This window comes from Commensalibacter sp. M0268, from assembly GCF_016101925.1.
GTDB lineage: Bacteria > Pseudomonadota > Alphaproteobacteria > Acetobacterales > Acetobacteraceae > Commensalibacter > Commensalibacter melissae.
In genome coordinates, this window is record NZ_JACFPQ010000002.1 from 204,965 (window position 1) to 225,642 (window position 20,678).

At 36.8% G+C, this 20,678-nt stretch carries 12 protein-coding genes; 3 read left to right on the forward strand and 9 right to left on the reverse strand.

Going from position 1 to position 20,678, the window contains the following annotated elements; genetic code table 11:
• From H3R28_RS04335 to H3R28_RS04345, 3 genes are all read right to left on the reverse strand, one after another.
• Complete coding sequence (locus tag H3R28_RS04335) at positions 1-4,575, reverse strand: AAA family ATPase (protein WP_198209756.1); 4,575 nt, start codon at positions 4,573-4,575, stop codon at positions 1-3.
• Positions 4,576-4,596: 21 nt separating this feature from the next.
• A complete protein-coding gene (locus tag H3R28_RS04340; RefSeq protein ID WP_155569054.1) occupies positions 4,597-5,229 on the reverse strand; it encodes a thioredoxin domain-containing protein in 633 nt (210 codons plus the stop codon).
• A 153-nt stretch (positions 5,230-5,382) separates the two neighbouring features.
• Positions 5,383-5,727, reverse strand: coding sequence for a DMT family protein (locus H3R28_RS04345; RefSeq protein ID WP_155565218.1), 345 nt, complete (start codon positions 5,725-5,727; stop codon positions 5,383-5,385).
• Positions 5,728-5,987: 260 nt separating this feature from the next.
• Between H3R28_RS04345 and H3R28_RS04350 the strand changes: the two genes are divergently transcribed.
• Positions 5,988-6,947: a carbohydrate kinase gene (locus H3R28_RS04350; RefSeq protein WP_198209758.1), complete on the forward strand. Its 960-nt coding sequence runs from the start codon at positions 5,988-5,990 to the stop codon at positions 6,945-6,947.
• A 30-nt stretch (positions 6,948-6,977) separates the two neighbouring features.
• Here the strand turns inward: H3R28_RS04350 and H3R28_RS04355 are convergent, their stop codons facing one another.
• The 5 genes from H3R28_RS04355 to H3R28_RS04375 form a co-directional block, all read right to left on the reverse strand.
• Positions 6,978-7,961: a hemolysin family protein gene (locus H3R28_RS04355; protein ID WP_122123346.1), complete on the reverse strand. Its 984-nt coding sequence runs from the start codon at positions 7,959-7,961 to the stop codon at positions 6,978-6,980.
• Between the two features lie 2 nt (positions 7,962-7,963).
• Positions 7,964-8,461, reverse strand: coding sequence for an rRNA maturation RNase YbeY (gene ybeY / locus H3R28_RS04360; protein WP_198209766.1), 498 nt, complete (start codon positions 8,459-8,461; stop codon positions 7,964-7,966).
• 14 nt (positions 8,462-8,475) lie between these two features.
• Positions 8,476-9,561 (reverse strand): PhoH family protein, encoded by a 1,086-nt coding sequence (locus H3R28_RS04365; protein WP_370552822.1) that lies wholly within the window; start codon positions 9,559-9,561, stop codon positions 8,476-8,478.
• Positions 9,562-9,573: 12 nt separating this feature from the next.
• Positions 9,574-10,956 carry a tRNA (N6-isopentenyl adenosine(37)-C2)-methylthiotransferase MiaB gene (miaB, locus tag H3R28_RS04370; RefSeq protein WP_198209768.1) on the reverse strand — a complete coding sequence of 461 codons (1,383 nt, stop codon included), beginning with the start codon at positions 10,954-10,956 and terminating at the stop codon, positions 9,574-9,576.
• A gap of 275 nt (positions 10,957-11,231) precedes the next feature.
• Complete coding sequence (locus H3R28_RS04375; protein WP_198209770.1) at positions 11,232-12,011, reverse strand: 1-acyl-sn-glycerol-3-phosphate acyltransferase; 780 nt, start codon at positions 12,009-12,011, stop codon at positions 11,232-11,234.
• Positions 12,012-12,577: 566 nt separating this feature from the next.
• Between H3R28_RS04375 and H3R28_RS04380 the strand changes: the two genes are divergently transcribed.
• Together H3R28_RS04380 and H3R28_RS04385 are read left to right on the forward strand one after the other, a co-directional pair.
• Positions 12,578-14,509: an autotransporter assembly complex family protein gene (locus tag H3R28_RS04380; protein WP_232351219.1), complete on the forward strand. Its 1,932-nt coding sequence runs from the start codon at positions 12,578-12,580 to the stop codon at positions 14,507-14,509.
• Positions 14,509-18,789: a translocation/assembly module TamB domain-containing protein gene (locus H3R28_RS04385; protein ID WP_198209777.1), complete on the forward strand. Its 4,281-nt coding sequence runs from the start codon at positions 14,509-14,511 to the stop codon at positions 18,787-18,789. Before H3R28_RS04380 ends, H3R28_RS04385 begins: the two co-directional genes overlap by 1 nt.
• 145 nt (positions 18,790-18,934) lie before the next feature.
• Here the strand turns inward: H3R28_RS04385 and dld are convergent, their stop codons facing one another.
• Positions 18,935-20,665 carry a D-lactate dehydrogenase gene (dld, locus tag H3R28_RS04390; protein WP_198209779.1) on the reverse strand — a complete coding sequence of 577 codons (1,731 nt, stop codon included), beginning with the start codon at positions 20,663-20,665 and terminating at the stop codon, positions 18,935-18,937.
• Between the last annotated feature and the right edge of the window lie 13 nt (positions 20,666-20,678).

Genomic DNA, 20,678 nt, shown 5'->3' on the forward strand with positions numbered 1-20,678 from the left:
CTAATAAAGTTCCAGTTGTTCATGTTGTTTATTTTGTTGAATTTTAACAGCATCTTCAAGATCAATTGAAATCAGTTGGCTTATGCCGCGTTCCTGCATCGTGACACCATAGAGGCGTTGCATGTGACTCATGGTAAGTTGATGATGGGTTACAACTAAAAAACGTGTCCCTGCCTGTGACATGTCAGACAACAATTTACAGAAACGTTCAACATTGGGATCATCTAGAGGGGCATCAACTTCATCAAGAATACAAATTGGAACAGGATTACATCGGCTGACAGCAAATACAAGTGATAAGGTTGTCAACGCTTGCTCACCACCAGAAAGTAAAGAGAGCGTTGAAAGATTTTTTCCTGGAGGTTGAGCATAAATTTCCAAACCGGATTGTAATGGATCTTCATGAGGTAAAAGCTTAAGATAAGCTTGTCCGCCATTAAACATACGGGTAAATAATTCCTGAAAATGATGATCCACTTCCTTAAAAATAGCGTTTAATTTGCTTCTTCCCTGTTTATTAAGTTTACAGATAGACTCACGTAACTGTTGGATTGCTGTGGTTAATTCATTGAATTCGTTTTCAAGATGGTTAAGTTCTGTCAGTTTTTCCTGATATTCGAGGTCTGCCCGCAAATTGACAGCTCCAAGTGCTTCCCGCTGTGCCTTTAATGATGCAATTGAATTTTTTAATTTTTTTTCTGCCTGATCATCCAGATCATGATCATTTCTCTCGTTTGACAGGTTTTTGATTTCGTCGGTGATGTCGCTATCAAGTTGAGCAAATACAATCTCGGCTTGTTCTTTTTTGGTTTCGGCTTTTATAAGTTGTTCTTGAATTTTATTTTTTTCCAGCTTTATATTTTGTAAATTCTGTTCGGCATTTTTTTTTGCTTGATCACATTCTATATTTCTTTTTTGCAATTCTTGATAATTTGCAACAGATTGCCGTTCTGCATTTTTAAATTCATTAAGTTTGGATTTTAAGATTTCAGGTAGTTTATCTATATCTTTAAGTTGATTTTCAAGATTCAGTATTTTTTTTAGAATTTGCTCTTTTTCGTTTTGTCTTTCCCTGAAATGTTCTTGCCATTTGTCCAATTGCTGAGCAAGGGATTTTTTTTGAATGTCCAGATTATCTTTTTCTTGAAGAATTAAATGATAGTCAAGTCGCTTTTTTTCTTTTTCTGTTTCATTAATTCCATAGTCCTCTTTCAGTTTTTTTAATTTATTTTCCATTTCTTCACAATTAATGCGATGATTAAGATTATATTCCGCTTGATGAAAAAGAACAGAAATTTCTTTTAGATCGTTTTCAAGTTTCTGACATCGTGGAGTCAGGGCATCCAGTCGGCTTTGCTGCTGAATAGTAATTTCCTTAAGAGATTGATAAGAAAGCTGAGCCTGATTTAATTCAGTTTCCGTTTTTAGAAAAAATTCATTTTCATTATCTAACTTTTTGCTAAGCGTATTGATCGTATCTTCAATAACATGAACAGATTGAAATATTTCTTTAGGATTTTCTGCTTGATTCAGTTGCCTTTCCAAATTATTTAAATTTTCCCTATTTCTATCAATCTCTATTTCAAGATGTGCAAGTTTTTCCTGTAGAGATTCAATCTGGATTTTGTTTTGTGCATTTTGGTTCAAGCGTTGTTGATATTGTTCCTTGACTAAAGAATATTGATGTTCATATCTATTGATATCCTCTTTTTTTTGCTGAACAATCCGTTCTTTTTCTTGTTCTATACGTAAATATTGATAAATTTTCTCTTTATCTGGCAAGGGTATCTGAGTCTTTTTATGTGCTTGTTCAAAATATAATTTTTTTGTTTTAAGTTCGTTTTGAGCCTGTTGGACAGCAGGTTCAATGGCGTTAAATTGGGTCTCGGCCATTCTGGCTTCATTTTGCAAAGCGTAAAAATCCTGAGTAATTATTTGTGCCCGTTTTTCAATATCCCTATATTTGCTTTTGTTTTGCAATAATTTATTTTTAAATTGTATTTGTGTATTTTTTAATTGTTCATACAACTTTTCTATCTGTGGTGATTTTTGTAAATGACGTTTTAAATCCTCTTCGATATTTTGCAGAAGGTGTTTTTGAATCAATCTTTGAGCAGATTTGTTTTGAATGGCATGTGTTTGGTAATAACCATCCCAGCGCCAGATATCTCCTTGTTGAGTAGCCAGCATTTGTCCTGGTAAAAGATAGGGAAAAAGTTTATTCCCTTCTTCAACTGAATTTACAATTCCAATTTGCTGAAATGCTCTTTGTAAGGGCGGAGGCGGTGAAATAACATCAAACAGGGTTGGCAATGCACCTGTTAATGTTGTCTTGATATTACTTAGGGTAACCCAGCCCCGGGATGCATCAAGACCAGTTGGTGCATCAATAGTGTCATCAAAAATTGCAGCTATAGTTTTTATCCATTTCTGAGGTATTGATAAAGGATCAAGAACGGCTGGTAATTCAGTATTGATGTTTTCTTCTGATGTTTGTTTAAGGATTTGTGCCAATCCTTGCTGTCTTGCTTCTAAATTATGAATTTCACTTTCATGTTGTTGGACAATGGAAGATTGTTTTTCCAAAGCTTCTGTATTTTTCTTTAGGTCATTTTCAATTTGTTCAATTAATTGATGCTGTTTTTTTAATTGTAAATTAATATTTTCATATTGTGTTTGTTGTTCCTGAAGATGTTCAGGAGCAATTAGCTGTTTGGCCAGATATTCCTGTTGTTTGATTAAATTCTCGAATGATTTCTGTGCCTGTTGCAAGTTGGTATGGATTATGTCAAGATTCTTTTTGTTTTGATCATGGATCTGTACTGCTTGATTATAAGAATTTTCCTGTTCAAGGCGTTTTTTTATGGCTGCTTGGTGATCCTCGAGTGCCAAATCAATTTCTTTTTTACTTTTTTCAAGAGTAATTTGTGTGTTGAACAACTTTTCCTGAAATTGCTGTTGTTCTTCTGTTGCTAAAGACTGACTTTGCAGTTGAGTGATTTCATTTATAGTATTTTGATAATCATCATTTAATCGCTTTTCTTGTGATTTGATTTGTCTTATTGTCTGATTGAGATCATTATAATTTTTTTCTACTTGTTGGGCATGATAAGTTTGTTTTTCCTTTTCAAATTCCTTGGACTGAATGGTTTTCTGAAGAATTTGTCGGTTTGCTTCAATCTTCTCTAGTTTTTTTTCGAGAATATTTAGTTGCTCTCGTTTTTTTTGCAGTTTTTCAGCTGAAGGAAGTTTTTCAAGACAACTTTTTTGTTCGGATAAAAGCTGTTCATATTCGGATTGAAATTTGGTTTTTTCATCATTCACCTGATTAAAATATTGCGTTATCTCATGATTTTTATTTATAGATGCAGACAGTTTTTTTTCATCTTCATGGATTAAATCAAGCAGGATAGCACTTTTTTCTTCTAGGGTTTTAACCTCCTGTTCAATCTGGAGAATTTTTGTTGGATGATGGTCAAGTTTCTCATTAATTGTGTTGATTTTGATTAGAATATTTTCCTGATCGGATTGATTATTTTCAAGATGAGACTGTATGTCTATCAGTTGGGTTTTGTTTTCTCTCAGCCGGTCATTCAATTGTTTTATTTCTTGTATTTTCTGATTTAATTCATTTTCAAGTCTAGAAATCTGCTGACGCTGATGATCATAATGAACGCGTGCCTGAATTTCCTGTTGATGCAGGACAGAGGATTCTTTTTCCATAGCTTCCAGATTGTTGTGCAAATCCAGAATACAATTTTCTTTTTCCCTAATTCTACTTAGAATAATTGAAATTTGCATTTTAAGATCAAGAAGCTGTTTTTGCGCCCGTTGGTAATAAAGTATCTGCAAATTGGTTTCTTTATCGCGTACAGCTGTAGATATCTCACGGTATCTAGTGGTTTGTACAGATTGTTCTTTAAGTGTTTGGGTTTGATTTGTCAGCTGCTCTTTCAGGTCATTTAATCTGTCTAGATTTTCTTCAGTTGCTTTTAATTTCAGCTCTGCCTCTCGTCGACGGTTATATAACCCAGATATCCCTGCAGCCTCTTCTAAAACCTGTCTTCTTTCCTCTGGTGAGGCGGAAATAAGTTGTGCTATGCGATTTTGACTTATAATTGCTGTTGAACGTGGACCTGATCCAAGATCAGCAAATAGGGTTTGAATGTCCCTGGCGCGTTGTATTTTTCCATTAAGGCGATATTGACTGCCTCCTTCCCGTTCAATTTGGCGGGAAATCTCAATTTGATTTTGGTTATGAAAACAGTTTGGAATAACCTCATCAAACCCGTTTTCGGTTTGGTTTTTAATATTTTCAAGAGTTATTGCAACTTCGCCAATGTTAAAGGCTGCACGTCGTGCAGTTCCTGCAAATATGACATCATCCATTCCTGTACCCCGCAGGGAACGGGCGGAACTTTCCCCCATAACCCAGCGAATAGCCTCTACAATATTTGATTTACCACATCCATTGGGACCAACTATACCAGTTAATCCAGGTAAAATATCAAGTGAAGTCGTATTTGCGAAACTTTTAAAACCAGAAATTTTTAAATGGGTAAAATATATTGGCATATAAGTTTGTTGGTAATGAAATTATGAAGGTACAGTTCTTGTCAACGCATCATTAACTTCCTGATCAAATTTATCAAGCGTTAATTCACCGACAACCTTTTTACCGTTGAAGATAAAGGTTGGTGTACTGTCTATTTTGAAATGTTTTTCAGCGTAATTACTTTCTTCCAATATTATTTTTTGAATTGCGTCATCATGAGTTACCTGCTGAAAACGCTCTTTGGACATACCAGCCAAAATTGAATATTTTTGCAATTCTTGCAAGGGATCAGCATTTTCATTGAAAGCCCATTGATCAAGATTACTCAGGAGGGCTGTAATAAACGGTTTATATTGATCTACTGGTAGGGAGCGTGCCACAATCGCGGCTTTTAGAGCTATTTTATCCAGGGGAAAATCTTTAAAAATGTAGAAAACTTTTCCAGTATCAATGTATTTTTTTTGTATTTGGGGAAGTATATCATGTGCAAAACGCCCACAATGCACACAGGTTAGCGAAAACCATTCTTCAACATGAACTTTTGCATTGGAGTTACCGAGTGTACGAGGAGTTGAAAAATTTTTAGGTATTTCCGCATGAGTGGGAATTTTGGTCGCCATAATAGTCAAAACAGGCAAAACTGAGGCTAGTAAGGAGCGTCGTGTTATGGACATGATATTGTTTCCAGTAAAATAAGTTCAAGTATGAGAGAAATTACAATTTAGATAATATCCCAAAGGATTAGTAAAATTATTAATTATTTCTCATTTATAATTTTTATAACAAAGAAAAACCATACAGTTCGGGAAAGCAAGTTAAAAAAATTCTCAACCACCACGAAATATAAAGTATACAGCTCCCATAACGCATAAACCGGCCCATAAATAATCAAGCTTAAAAGACTGATGCATGAAAAATATGCTGAAAGGGATAAATACGGAAAGAGTTATTGCTTCCTGCATGATCTTTAACTCACCAAGGGATAGTTTTGTAAACCCAATCCTGTTGGCAGGAACCTGGATAAGATATTCTCCAAGAGCGATGCCCCAGCTGATTAATGCAGCTATATACCAAGGTTTGCCGGATAATGTTTTTAAATGACCATACCATGCATAGGTCATGAATAAATTTGAGCAGACAAGCATCAATGCTGTAATAAGCCAAACAGGCATATATTTTCCTTATGTTCGTAGGGTTGTTGGTGATATCAATCTTGGAATGATTGAAATGAATAAGGTGTAAAGAGTAATATTATTTCCAATATAATTTATTTAAAAATGAATTTTTAAATAAATTGGGATTGTTATTTGTGTCTCGATTTCTATTTTTTAAAATATTAATACTGGTTTTTTAATTTGTATTCCCTAATATAATGTTGGTAACATCTTGGTGATTCATCAAAATATGCAGTATTTTCAAAAAGGAGATTTGGATGATTATTGTTTGTGGTGATGTTTTAATTGACTTCATTCCCGATAAAACAAAAGATGGTGCAGATTGCTATTGTCCAGCCCCGGGCGGATCTTGTGCAAATATATCTGTTGCAATAGGTCGTCTTGGTGGTGCTGTCGGATTTATGGGAGGAATTTCCACTGATTTTTGGGGTGAGAAATTGATGGAATTTCTCGAAACATCCAACGTTGATGTAAGATATGTTGCCAGGGGAAACCAACAAACAACCCTTGCCTTTGTTGAATTGGGCAATGAAGAACCCGCCTATGCCTTTTATGATGAAAATACTGTATCGAGATTATGGGTCCGTTCACAATCACCCGGATTTTCCGACGATGTCAATTTGATCCACATTGGTTCTACTTCTCTGATTGAACCTCCTATTTCTGAATCCTGTGAGCAGATGTTCAGAATGGAAAAAGGAAAAAGAATTTTATCAATTGATCCAAATTGTCGACCCAGCAATACACATCATCCAGCTGTTTATAGAGCACGTATGGCACGTCTGACAGCCATGGCGGATATTATTAAATTATCCAAATCTGATCTGGAATTCTTATTGCCTGACACCAGAGTTGATGATGCTGCCAAACATTGGATCAATCAGGGTACCTCCATTGTTATCATTACACGTGGAAGCCAGGGTGTTCTTTGTTATTTGCCAGGTCATGAAGTCATTGAGGTTCAACCTGATTATATTGATAATGTAGTGGATTCAATCGGGGCAGGGGATACTTTTATGGCGGCAACCCTGACCTATTTACAAAAAAATGGATTTTTGACACTTGACAAAATTAAGACTATCACGCCTGCTGAAATTACCAAAGCCTTAAAATATGCATCGGTTGCTGCGGCAATGATTTGTGAACGGCGTGGAGCCAATCCTCCTTGGGAACAAGAAGTTGATGAACGGATTAAAAGGAAAGCTATAAAATTATAGAGTGATATGAACCCTGTTTGATAATCAGGGTTATATATTGTTTGAATTGGTTTCTGATAGGGTGTCTGAATCGTTGGATGCGGGTAAAGACCAGTTCTGAGGGATATGCATTCGCAGACGACGTATATGTCGCGGGTCAGCCTCCAGAACCCTGAATATCAATCCAGATGGGTGAGTTAATACCTCTCCCTTGGTCGGAATATGTTCAGCCAGATGGAAAACAAGTCCACCCAACGTATCCATATCTGAATTTTTTTCTTCTTCGGTCAAGAATGATCCAATTTTTTCCTCCAGATCTTCAAGATGTGCTCTTGCATCCACATCCAGCGTATTATTCCCCCGTTCGATAATCATGTTGGCCTCAGGTTCATCATGTTCGTCAGCAATATCGCCCACGATTGTTTCCACCAGATCTTCAATCGTTATCAATCCATCAATGCTGCCATGCTCATCAATTACCAGCCCCAAATGAATCCGGTGTACACGCATTTGTAGCAGGAGATCAAGAACTGGTATTTGAGGTGCGATAAAAAGGGGCTGTCGAATGACTGTACCAAAATCGAAATCTTCACTGTGTCCAATATAGGAAATAAGATCCTTAACGTGCAACATCCCCTGGATATTGTCTAATTCCTGATGATAGACAGGAACTCGGGAATGATTTTCATGCTGCATAATTTCCAGTGCCTGCTTGAAACTGATTGAATCATCAATGGCAAATATATCAGCCCTTGGTATCATTACATCATCAGCCGTTTTATCTTTCAATCTCAATATATTGGAGATCAGTAATCGCTCATGCGGATTGAATTCCTCCTTGTTGTCATCGGGAATTGTAGGTAAATGATTGTTTCTGTCATCTACAAGGTTGACAATTGATTGTCGCAAATTGTGCTGATGTCTTTGATGGAACCAACGTTTAAAAAAAGATTTGTAACGGTTTGGCTTTGTATTTGATTGTGACTGTTCTGATGCGGTATTATTCGGCGCATTATTACCTGGCGCACGAAACATGGCTATATACTCCCAAAAGACGAATTTTTCCAGGGATTCGGGATCCCGATTTTACCTAAAAAATAGGATTCCTTCATTTCCATGATTTTTGTTTCATTACATTTAAGGTGGTCATATCCCTCTAAATGCAATAAGCCGTGAAAAATAAGGTGTGTCAAATGATGGCGCATTGGTTTTCGAGCTCGACGGGATTCTTTTTGAATGGTTTCCAAGGCAAGAATAATGTCCCCTCCATAGGATTGGGGATCTGGATGCTCAAAAGTAAGAACATTTGTAGGTTTATTTTTATTCCTGAATTGGCAATTCAATTTTTGTATTTTCTGGTCATTGGCAAAACAAAGCGTGGTTTGTTCAGCAAAAGGATGCAGGGTATAAATACGGTATATCAATTCCTTGAGATCAGGAATCAGTTTATACCACCTCTTGTCTTGTATAATTACTACTTCACTAAAAAGAAAATCAAGAATTTGATATCGATATTGCCGGAAGAGGAACGTCATCAGGAAATTTCTTTCTAGGATTTATTCTCGGAAGATATTTTTAATTTTGCTGACTGTTTGTCATAAGCCCTTACAATACGATTAACAAGAGGATGTCTGACAACATCTTCTGCCTTGAAACGAAGAATCTCAATACCGGAAACACCCTGTAATGTATCAACTGCATCCTTTAATCCTGATTTGATCATGGGTGGCAGATCAATTTGGCTAAGATCGCCGGTTATGACCATTCGTGAACCAGCCCCTAACCGTGTCAAAAACATTTTCATCTGAGCAGGAGTGGTATTTTGGGCTTCATCAAGTATGACATAGGCATGTTCAAGTGTTCTACCTCGCATAAAGGCAAGAGGAGCCACTTCAATTTCCCCGCTGGTCAGTCTTTTGACAACTTGATCTCCTGGCATCATGGCGTATAGGGCATCGTAAAGGGGACGAAGATATGGGTCAATTTTGTCTTTCATATCTCCAGGAAGAAACCCCAATCGCTCGCCAGCCTCTACAGCGGGACGAGATAGAATAATACGATCAATCTGACCAGATAAAAGCATGGAAACTGCCTGGGCTACAGCAAGAAATGTTTTTCCTGTTCCAGCAGGACCAATTCCGAAAACCATTTCATTTCTTGCCAGCATTTTCAAATAGTTTGCCTGTCCCGTTGTGCGAGGTGAAATGGTACCTTTACGTACAGAAATTGTTGGAATTGATTCTGGTTGTTTGAGTTCCATGGATTCAGGAGGTTCATTTTGTTTTGATGGATAAAGAATGGATAAGAGTCCGTTATAGGCCATGCGTATGAAATTATTAACGATGGTAGAGTTAATTTCATTATGAGTATATATATGTTGATACAGATTGCTTACTACTGTTTTGGTAAGTTCAACCTGTTGGATATCCCCTTCAATGACCAGATAGTTTCCCCGACAACCCATGTTGACCTGAAGTTCGTTTTCAATTTGAACCAAATAGCGGTCATGATCTCCCAACATTTGAGCCAGTAATAAATTGTCAGGAAATTGCAGGGTTGTTTTTAAAAAAGATTCGTTTTTTACTTCTTCTGATAAAAGAATGGGATAAATCTGTAGGGAAACTTTATTATTCAAAATGGTTCCTTTTTAAACTAATGTTCCTGAAAGCGAATTTGTCAAAGATTTATCAATTCTAACTTGACATTCCCGACCGATTAGCGATGTGTCACCCTGAATGTGAACCGCTTGCAAATAGGGGGATTTTCCCGTTATCTGACCTTGTTTTCGACCTTTACCAACAAAAAGGATGGGAATGGTACGTCCGACCGTATTCTGGTTAAATTGATCTTGCTGTTCTCTTAACAAAGCCTGTAAGGCCTGAAGACGAGCATCTTTTTCTTCTTCCCTAACCTGATGCATGGAAATAGCGGCAGCCGTTCCGGGTCGGGGAGAATATTTAAAGGAAAAAGTTTGTGAAAACTGAACGTCACGGACAAGCTGCATGGTATCTTCAAAATCTTTCGGGTTTTCACCAGGATGACCGACAATAAAGTCTGAAGATAAAGCAATATCAGGACGTGCCTTGCGTAATTTATCAATAATCTTACGGTATTCATCAGCTGTATGCCCACGGTTCATGGCCTTGAGAATACGGTCTGATCCGGACTGAACCGGCAAATGCAGAAATGGCATTAATGCAGGTAAATCACGATGTGCGTTGATAAGGCTGTCATCCATATCCCTTGGATGGGAAGTGGTGTAACGAATACGGCTTAATTCTGGTAATGTTGAAAGTTTTTCTGCGAGACGAGCCAGATTCCAAATGTTTCCGTCAGGACCCTCTCCATGATAGGCATTGACGTTTTGACCCAGTAAAGTGATTTCCTTTACGCCAATACTGCAAAGATGAGTAGCTTCATCAAGAATTGCCTGAACTGGACGACTGACTTCGGAACCACGTGTATAGGGAACAACACAGAATGAACAAAATTTGTCACATCCCTCTTGAATTGTTAAGAAAGCACTGTAACCTGTATTTTCCTGAGGTGTGGGCAAAAAATCAAATTTACTTTCAACAGGAAAATCGGTTTCGATTATATTCCCCGATTGCCGGGCCACTTCCAAAATCATTTTTGGAAGACGGTGATAAGTTTGAGGACCTAACACGATATCAACATAGGGAGCCCTCTGAAGAATGATTTTTCCCTCAGCCTGCGCTACACATCCAGCCACTGCTATAAGGGTGGGGTTCCCCAGCTGATTGCGATATTCCTTTATCTGTTTCAAACGTCCTAGTTCTGAAAAAACCTTTTCAGTGGCTTTATCGCGTATATGGCAAGTGTTAAGAATGAGAACATCCGCCTGTTCAGCTTTATCCGTTACTTTGTATCCTAATGGACGCAGCAAATCGACCATTCGGTTGCTGTCATAAACATTCATTTGACATCCCCATGTGATTATATGCAGATATCGCCGTGATGTTTCATTATCTAAATTTGCATTTGTCAAAGTAAAGTCTCGTTGAACCATATCAGGATTTGGCCTTGGTATTAGGATATTTTTGAATTACAATAAAATACACTTTTTATAAAAAGACAGGAATAGATACAAGCTATTTATCCATTAATATATGAAAATTAATATTCAAATTGAAGATAAGTAAAAGGTTTTTATTATTTAAATATGAATTAATATTTTGTATATCCAGAAATGTTGCAAGAAAAAATTGAATTAGTTCATTAACATTTATATAATTTAATATAGGTATGATAAATCGTAATTCATATTTTATCGGATAGAAAATATTAAATTATTTTCTTTATTTCATCTTTAGAATGGTTTGATCTTAATGCAACAGTACCCTTGGCAATAATATCCCAGGTTTCCTGCGCAAGATGTTTACGGGTCTTGAAATTTTCTGGATATAAAGGATCATGAAAAATAACGGATGCATGCATATCGGAATATTGACTGAGATTCCATAAATGTGGTGCCAATTCCATATCACCATACCAGCAGTAAATGGGTCGGGTGAACCTGTTGACAGGTAACATGTCCAAACGATCATATGTAATTGAAATTGGTTGAATAATGGGTATTTTATAAGTTATGGTGTTCTTACCATGGGGTTTTGCCAATGCAAAAAAAGAGGACATAAAAGGGTATAAATGCGATCCATCAGAAGAGGTGCCTTCTGGAAATAAGATTAGGCTATCATTGTTTCTTAATCTTGATTGTAGTTCAATTTGTTCTTTAGCTGTTGAGTGTCGTTGTCTGCTGACAAAGGAAACGCGGCCAAGTTTACATAAAATACTGATAAGAGGCCAGGTTCCGACCTCCTTTTTTGCAACAAAACATCCAGGCAATAATCCGCCTATAGTGACGATATCCAGCCATGAACAATGATTGGCAATGTATAAGATTGGACGATCCTGTCCTTTTTTTGAGTCCAGGGCAATAATCTTGCCGAAGGTATGAAGGCGTAGCCCCAGTAATTTTCCCACAATATACCAATAATACCTTGCAAAATTGGTTTTTAATTTTCCAGGGAGTTTGATAAAGATTGATTGTACTGGAATAGCCATTCCAGTCCATCCCAAAATGGTGAAGATTCTGAGTATTGCCCTAATTTTTTTCAAAAATTTAGGATTATAGGTATTAACTGCATTTTCATTATTGTCAAATAATGAATTGAAATCTATACGTGACCTATCTTTAATTTTTTTATTATTTGACTGAAAAATAATATTCTTAATTTTGGATAACATAAATAACAAAATTCATAATTTTAACAAAAAATAAAATACAGTTTTCTCAGTATTGTAATATAAAAGTAATAATCACGGGCTTTATAATTGTTATCTGAAAATATGTGTAACGACAAGATTTATTCATAAAGAAAAATTTAAAATAATTTACCAAATTTTTGGCGTTTTTTTATTTTAATGTATTTTTCTTTTGAAGAGTTCCTTTAATTTTTATAAAAGAAAATACTTTTTATAAAATCCAATTTTTATTCAGTATACTATAGGGAATATGCGTTTTGTCATCTTTGTGGTTTTGGTTTGAAAACGAAAAATCCATACAATATAAAGGTGATAATAGAAAATTAGGCATTCGTGATTATTTCATATTCATGGTGTTATTTATTTTGAGCTGTTTTAAGCAGGGAGTAGCTGCAGATCCTCAATATTATAGAGTGAAAATATATTCAATAGGAAATGAGACAATTGATAAAGTTTTGTCAAACACATCCAATTTGGTTACTTTACAAAAAACAAATGCTGTAAATGCGTTTGCGTTGGCTGGTCGAATTAAAAGTGATTATGCCCGTTTTAAAAATGCTATGGACAGTTTCGGATATTATGATGCGAAAATCAGTATCAAGGTTGGAACTGCGGCTGCGTTACATAATCAAAAAAATGTAAAATTGAATAAAAGAGAGCAATCCGATGATATATTCAAACATGAAAAAGATATCATTGCCAATGGAATAATTGATGGTGCAAGTACGGATTTACCAAATTTTATTGATAAAGTGCCTGTTCAGCAGGATGTTATCATTATTGTTCATATCCAAAAGGGATCCCAATATCGCATAGGTCAGTTAGAGTTCAAGAACTTACAAAAAAATGAAATCATCCAGTTATCAGCTAGGCAGCAAAGGGAATTCGGATTGAAAATTGGTGATCCTGCCGTTTCCGCTGATATCGTTGCCGCTCGGGACAAACTGATCAAGGAGTTGCAGGAAGAAGGACATGCCTTGGCTAAAATGGGAGAGCCCGTTGCCTATCTGCATCCAGACAATAAAACCTTGAATGTTGTTTTTGATATGAATATGGGTCCTGTAGTGGACATAGGTGATATCAATTTCAAGGGTTTGAAAAAGGTCAACGCGAAATATATTCGTCGCCGATTGTTATTGCATGCTGGACAGTTATATCAACCCTCAACTATTGAAAACGCACGCATGAATCTTTCTTCAACTGGTGTTTTTTCGAGTATTGATATGCACGTTGCAGATCATGTTGATCAATCGGGTCGAATACCATTAACCATAACCTTTAAAGAGGCTAAACGAAGAACCGTAAGTGTTGAAGCGGGATATTCGACGGATCTTGGGGGAAGGTTAGGTGCAAAATGGACACATCATAACATATTTGGTAATGCCGAACAGTTAAAATTGGCAGCCATAGCGACGGGTATAGCAGGAACAGCCCAACGGGGACTGGGATATGATGTGTATGCGGATTTTACCAAACCTGATTTTGGACATCGTAACCAGGATTTTAATGCACGTATTGAAGCTGTAAAACAGAAGCTGTACTCGTATAATCAAACAGCGTTTCTTGCAAAGGTTGGAATGACAAGAAAATTTGGTAAACGCTGGAGCATGTCAGCTTATTTGGGTGGAATACAAGAACATATTATTCAGCGAGGTGAAAGAAACAATTATACCATGATCAACCTTCCACTGGGTGCGGCATATGATGGAACGGACTTGGCCAATCCAATGATGTCTCCAGATCACGGAATGAAAGCGTCTGTCTCTATAACGCCAACAGAATCTTTTGGAGACAAGACTATATTTTTTGCAATCATGCAAGGAACAGCCTCTACCTATTTTGATTTAACGCATCTGGGATTAACGAAACCTGGTCGTTCAATTTTTGCATTTCGTGGAAACATTGGCAGTATTCAAGGAGCCTCACGAATGAATCTTCCCCCTGACCAACGTTTATACGCAGGAGGTACTTCAACTGTAAGAGGATTTCGTTTCCAGGGTGTCGGTCCTCAATTTAAGGGGAGTAAATATGCAAAAGGGGGAAAGGCAATGGATACGGGAACGGCTGAATTCCGGCAAAGAATACTTGGACAATTTGGTGCCCAAGCCTTTATTGATGCCGGTCAGGTCAGCAGTGACAGTATGCCTTTTGAGGGGAAGGTTCAGGTAGGTGTTGGTGGTGGATTTCGATATTATACGCCCATGGGGCCTATACGTTTAGATATCGCAGTACCCGTTAAGCGACCATATCGAGGAGATCGGTTCGAAGTTTATATAGGTTTGGGGGAAACCTTTTAATGTCTCAATCTAGTAAGGAACCTGAAAAGAAGCAATCCATTGACAAAGTGCCAAGGAATATAAAGGTTAGAAAAGTCAAATATTCTATAATCAAGTGTATATTATGGTTTCTGGCAAGCATACTCATATTGCTTGTAGCTATGGTTTTTGCATTATTCATTTATCTTAATACGCAGAGTGGAAAAGAATTTCTTTCAGATAAAATTGATGTTTGGACCGATCATTCCATAAATGTTAAGGGAATTCACGGGAATTTTCCTAATCATCTGATTGTAGAAGAAATCACGTTGAAAAAATTGCCATCAACGGATAAACCGTGGTTAATATTAAAAAAAGTCAAACTTGATTGGTCTTTTTTTGAATTACTGTATAAAAAATTATTTATTCAAAGTCTTTTGGCTGAAGAAATAGATATTGAGGATTTACCAAAATCCACACAATCACCAGACGCATCATATTCCACATCATCCGATTTGTCATTTTTATGGTTATCTGCCTCGATTAACCATTTACAAATTAATAAATTGCATCTTGCTCAGACAGTTTTTTCAAAAACGTTTGATTTAAAAGTTAACGGAAAACTGTCGACTTCTAATCTATTATTCTTTCTAGATGAATTTAAACTGAATGCATTGCCTGACACAAATCTGGAGCTTGATGGTGAAGAACTTAATAAATCAACAAATCTTTCCTTGAAGTTAACAGTTAAAAATCATCAGGTTTCAAAAGGACAGTTAACTTTTTTGGCAAAATCCAATCCAGATGGAATTCTTGAACGTTTATTAAAATCCGATCAATTAACTCCCTTATCATTTAATTTGTCGCTTGATGGACCGTTTGATTCATTGAATACAAAAATGGAACTGAAATCAAATCAGACGTATTTAAGGGAAAATGGATATATTGACCTTAATCATTCAAAAATGAATGTTGATTTATCCGGTCATTCTCCAGCAGTGACCTTGAATCCACAAATTCATTGGGATGGATGGGATCTAGATGCCAGATTGACTGGATTATTGACAAAACCAATCGGTCAGGGAAAGTTCAAACTGGTTAATCTAGCAGCTGGTAAAACGTTTTTGAATAATCTTATTGTTTCTTTTTCGGGAGAGCAAAATGATGATTTGCAAGCCATAAATTCAAGGCAAATCGATAGAGCTCATATACATTTAATTGCAGAGGGGTTGCGTGTTCCCGGAAAACATCCAATGATGTTTGCCAAAGTCCCAATTATAGCTGATGCTGTATATGGAATAAATGAACCTGAACAATCAATTGATTTTCGAGTTCAACATGACCTTGTGAAAGCTGTGGGACATATCTTTTTTCACCCTGTCTTAAAAGGATCAATTGATCTGGCTCTACCACATTTAGGTGATATAGCCGAATTGACAGGTGTTAGGTTGGGAGGTCAATCAGTATTCAATCTTGCTTTTACAATGCCAGAGCATGCAGATAATCCAATTTTATTTGATTTGGATGGTCCCATACAGGTTAATCAAGGATTACCTGAAATAGTAAATATGGTTGGATCCAAGGGACATCTTGGTATTCATGCACGTATTTTCCATAAAGAAAAACCTGATATCTATTTGGATAATTTGACAATATCAGGTCAAAATTTATCAATTCAAGGTAATGGACATTTATTGGATCAACAGGTCAGGGCGGTTGTTAATCTTAATATAGATAATCTTATGGCACTTTCCCCGTTATTGACGGGTCAGGGAAAGGCGGTTTTAAAAGCAGATGGATCTCTGGAAGATCTGGGTTTGAAATTTGAAATGGCCACTAAATTTCAAACATCATCAAAAAGAGATTATGCAATAGCGCCAAGCGATTTAAAAATGAAGGCTGAGCTGAATCATTTATTTGCGCTACCAACGCTTTTGGTATCCTTGAATGGAAATCTTGACCGTTCACCGATAGAAATGGAACTGTTGGCAAGTCAAAAGAAAAATACTGATAATTATTATTTTAATTTAAGAAAATTGAATTGGCGATCCTTGAATGGTCTCGCTGATTTTAGTATTTCCGGTAAAAATATAATTCCTAATGGTAATCTTGATATAAAAATAACTCGACTGGCCGATTTTAAAAAATTGGTTCGACAGAATATTGAAGGCAATCTTGCCTTACAAATCCATTCCTCACCGCATACAAACCAAAAATTATTCGTTAATGCAAGCAGCAAAGTGAATATGCCTAATTACAGGTTCAATAATTTGCTTTTAACGGGTTATATTGATCATCCATTAGACAAACCCTTAATCAATTTAAAGGCGCAAATTTCGGATTTTCAGCTTCCACAGGCAAAAGGTAATATCCGGTTAAGTGCCAATGGTTTTATCGATAACTTGAAAGTAATGGCAAATGCTGATTTTCTTTCGTTAATGCAAAGTAAAGGTGCATTTGATACAGCACTAGTGTTGGATTTGAAGAAAAAAAATGTTTTCTTGCAAAAACTAAATGCATTGGCAAAAGGTGAAAATATACACCTGACTGCTCCGGCCAAGGTGGATTTTGGGGAGAAAATAGCCATAGATCATTTTCGTTTAACCTTGGCACCTCCAAATGCGCCCTTGGCCATTATTGATTTGGCTGGAGTAATTATGCCAACATTAAATTTGAATGCTAGTATTCAAAATGTGACTCCTGCCATTTTAAAACCTTTTTTACCTCAGTTACAGGCTAATGGAACCTTGAATGCCCAGGCCAGGTTAAAAGGGACGTTGGAAAAACCCACAGGTTCAATTCAAATTAAAGCAGCGAATATTAAAATGCTTACAGGAGAAGCCGCCTCTCTACCTGTTGCACAAATGATTTCTCAGACAAATTTGATGGGTAAAAATGCCCAAACGTATACGCATTTACAGATGGGAAAGAAATTTGATTTGAGTATGAATGGTTTAATACCTTTAAATTCAAATGGTAAAATGGATTTGAATCTCGAAGGGAAAATTGATTTGGGATTGGGAAATGCGATTGCGGGTGCCTATGGTCAGCAAGTCAAGGGCAATATCAATCTTGCCATGCAAATTGCGGGTAGTTTTATGGAACCAATTGTTAATGGAACTGTACAGCTTTTCAAAGGAAGTTTTAGAGATTACGCACAAGGGACAAGTATTCAGGATATACAGGCAAAGCTTGTTGGGAAAAAAGATCATATAACCCTTGAATCACTTACTGCCAAGGCGGGACATGGGGATATATATGCCAATGGACAAATTGGAGTTTTTCAACCGGGTATTCCGGTAAGCTTGCATATGAATATGAAAAATGCCCGTCCATTGGTTAGTGATTTGTTAACAGCCATTCTTGATGGCGATATCGATGTTAGTGGAATGGTAAAATCAAAAATTGATATGAAGGGAATAATTCGGATCAAACATGCCGAGATTAATATACCGCATTCTATTTCAAGTTCTGTTGTACCATTAAAAGTAATTCGTCCAAGTGACAAGATTGAAACAGAAAACAGGCCAAATCTTTCAGGGCCCATTATCGGTTTGGATTTAACCATTAAATCTGCCGGTCAAATCTTGGTTCAAGGTTTCGGGCTGTTTACAGATATGGCAGGCGCATTGCATATCACGGGAACAGCTGATGCGCCTTCAGTTGCGGGAGGAATGAAGATGCAAAACGGTCATATTGATCTTTCAGGAATATCGTTGGATTTCACAAGGGGTTTGATCGGGTTTCAGGGAAGTAATGTAGATCGCAAGATTGATCCCTCTCTGGATTTTGAGGTAAAAAAAACGGTTGAAGGAAACACGGCCAGATTATTGATTACAGGTTTTGCAAGTTCACCCAAAATCACGTTAACCTCTTCCCCTCCATTGTCACAAGACAGGGTTCTAGCCATTCTATTATTTGGTGTTGATTCACAAAGTCTTTCGGCAACCCAAATGGCAGAAATAGGATTGGCATTGGCAACGTTGGGTGGACAAAGTGCAGGGATTGATCCCTTGGGTACCGTGAGAAAAAGCCTTGGATTGGATCGACTTTCTTTAGGAGGGGGGAGTCGTGGCAATGAAAATGGAGGCTCCAATAATGGGGCAAGTGTTGCTGCAGGGAAGTATGTGGCAAAAGGTGTTTATATTGGTGCCAAACAATCTACAGGCAATGCAGGTACACAGGCCGAGATGCAGATTGATATCACCAAACACTTGAAAGCTACTGCAGCGGTTGGAACGGGAAAAGACAATTCAAGATTTGTTACTCCAGATAATGATCCAGGTAGTAACGTGGGATTGCTTTATGAGTTTGATTATTAAGGTGAATCAGAAAATATAAATTTTAATTTGATATCAATAATTTATACAACCAATCAGTAATTCGCTTATTTAACATTAAAAAAAGACGATTTGAATATGTTTTGAAACAGTATGATTATTCAAGCGTCTTTTTTTCTTAAAGCTGTTATTCTTTCCAGTTTTTTAATTTGCTAGTTTTTCCAATGCCAGGATTGAAAGCATTGCAAGGATCAAGATCTTTGTAAAAATTCTTCAAAGGATCTTTGGCTGGGTAAAGATGACCGACATTATGTTCAGCGGGATATTCCGCTCCTCTTTTATCAAGAATTCTCAACATTTTTTCTTCAAGTGCAAATACATCATATCCTTTTTGAATAATATAATCCTGATGAAAAACGTGACAAAAGAAATGACCGTAATATAATTTATGGAGAATCGGTTCTTCTATTTCTTCAGGCAAATGTTCCACCCATTCTTTATCATTACGGCGTAGGGCAACATCAATGGCCAGAATATTTTCAACCGTATCCGTATGGACATTCCTGTAACGAACAGCAGCGCCTGCCACAGCAAAGCGATGCAGGAATGCTTTGCGACCTTCTTCGGCATTGCATTCAAAAAAGCTTCCCGATGTTTTTTCCTTAAAATAAGATTTTAAATGGGAACGAACAGGTCCAATTTCTTCTTTGCCCACTTTCAATAGCAAATGATGTTCATATTTTTTTGCATATTCGTTCATTCGTTCCGGCAAATGCTGGGGAAATAATTTACTAAAAAACTGCATTGCCTTATCACTGAAATGTTTTGGGAAAAACGGGATTTTATTTGTAATAAAATCAAATTTGTTTTTCAGGGAGAATAATTGTGGAATATGTGCAGTACCCAGACAATTTATAAAAATGAATGTATCTTTTCCGTAAATAGCGGCAATATTGTAAGCATCTTGATGGATATACTCACCGGATATGGGAACTATTTTCTTGCTGAGCATATTATATCGAATATTGGTAAGATCATTTGGATCGTTTGTACCGATATAAAAAACTCTTGTTTCCTTTTCCTGTGGAAATGTATCAAGGCGTACAGCAAAAATTGAGAGTTTACCGGCACATCCAGAGGCTTCATATAAATGATTGGGATCGGCATTATAACGGGCGGGTGTAGGGGCATCAACTTCGCAGACATGATCCCTATAATGATGGTCTGAACAGCATTTATCAGATTGTTTTATCAATTCATGATCGAAATTGCCGTGATCAAGTCGTCCCAGGATTTCCTCAGGTGTGTTTCCCAACTCAACGCCAAGATGATTAACAAGTTCTAATTTACCCTCTTTGTTACATTGGGCATAAAGGGCCATCTCGGTATAGGCGGGGCCTCGCTGAACCAATGCCCCACCAGAATTATTGCTTATTCCTCCAAGAACTGAAGCACCGATGCAAGATGATCCGATTACAGAATGAGGATCACGATGATAGGGCCTTAATTTTTGTTCAAGTTCATTTAAAGTCGCCCCGGGAAGACATATTACCTGCTCACCATTATTAATCACATAAATTTTTTTCATTTTCATGGTGTTAATAATGACAATGTCACGATCATAATCATTGCCATCGGGGGTAGATCCACCGGTCAATCCAGTATTGGCGGCCTGCATGATAATTATTACATTTGATTCTATACAGGCCTTGACAACATTCCACTGATCCAGAATATGCTCTGGCGTTACAATTGCTATTGCTTTCCCAGATCCATATCGAAAACCATTACAATATAATCCCATTTTGGATGGGTCAGTTATAACGTTTCTGCTTCCAGATATTTTTGTTAATTGAGCGATCAAATTTTGATTGGACGTATTATGAGAGGCAGAAATCGATTTTTTTTGAAAAAACATTTTGTATACGCTT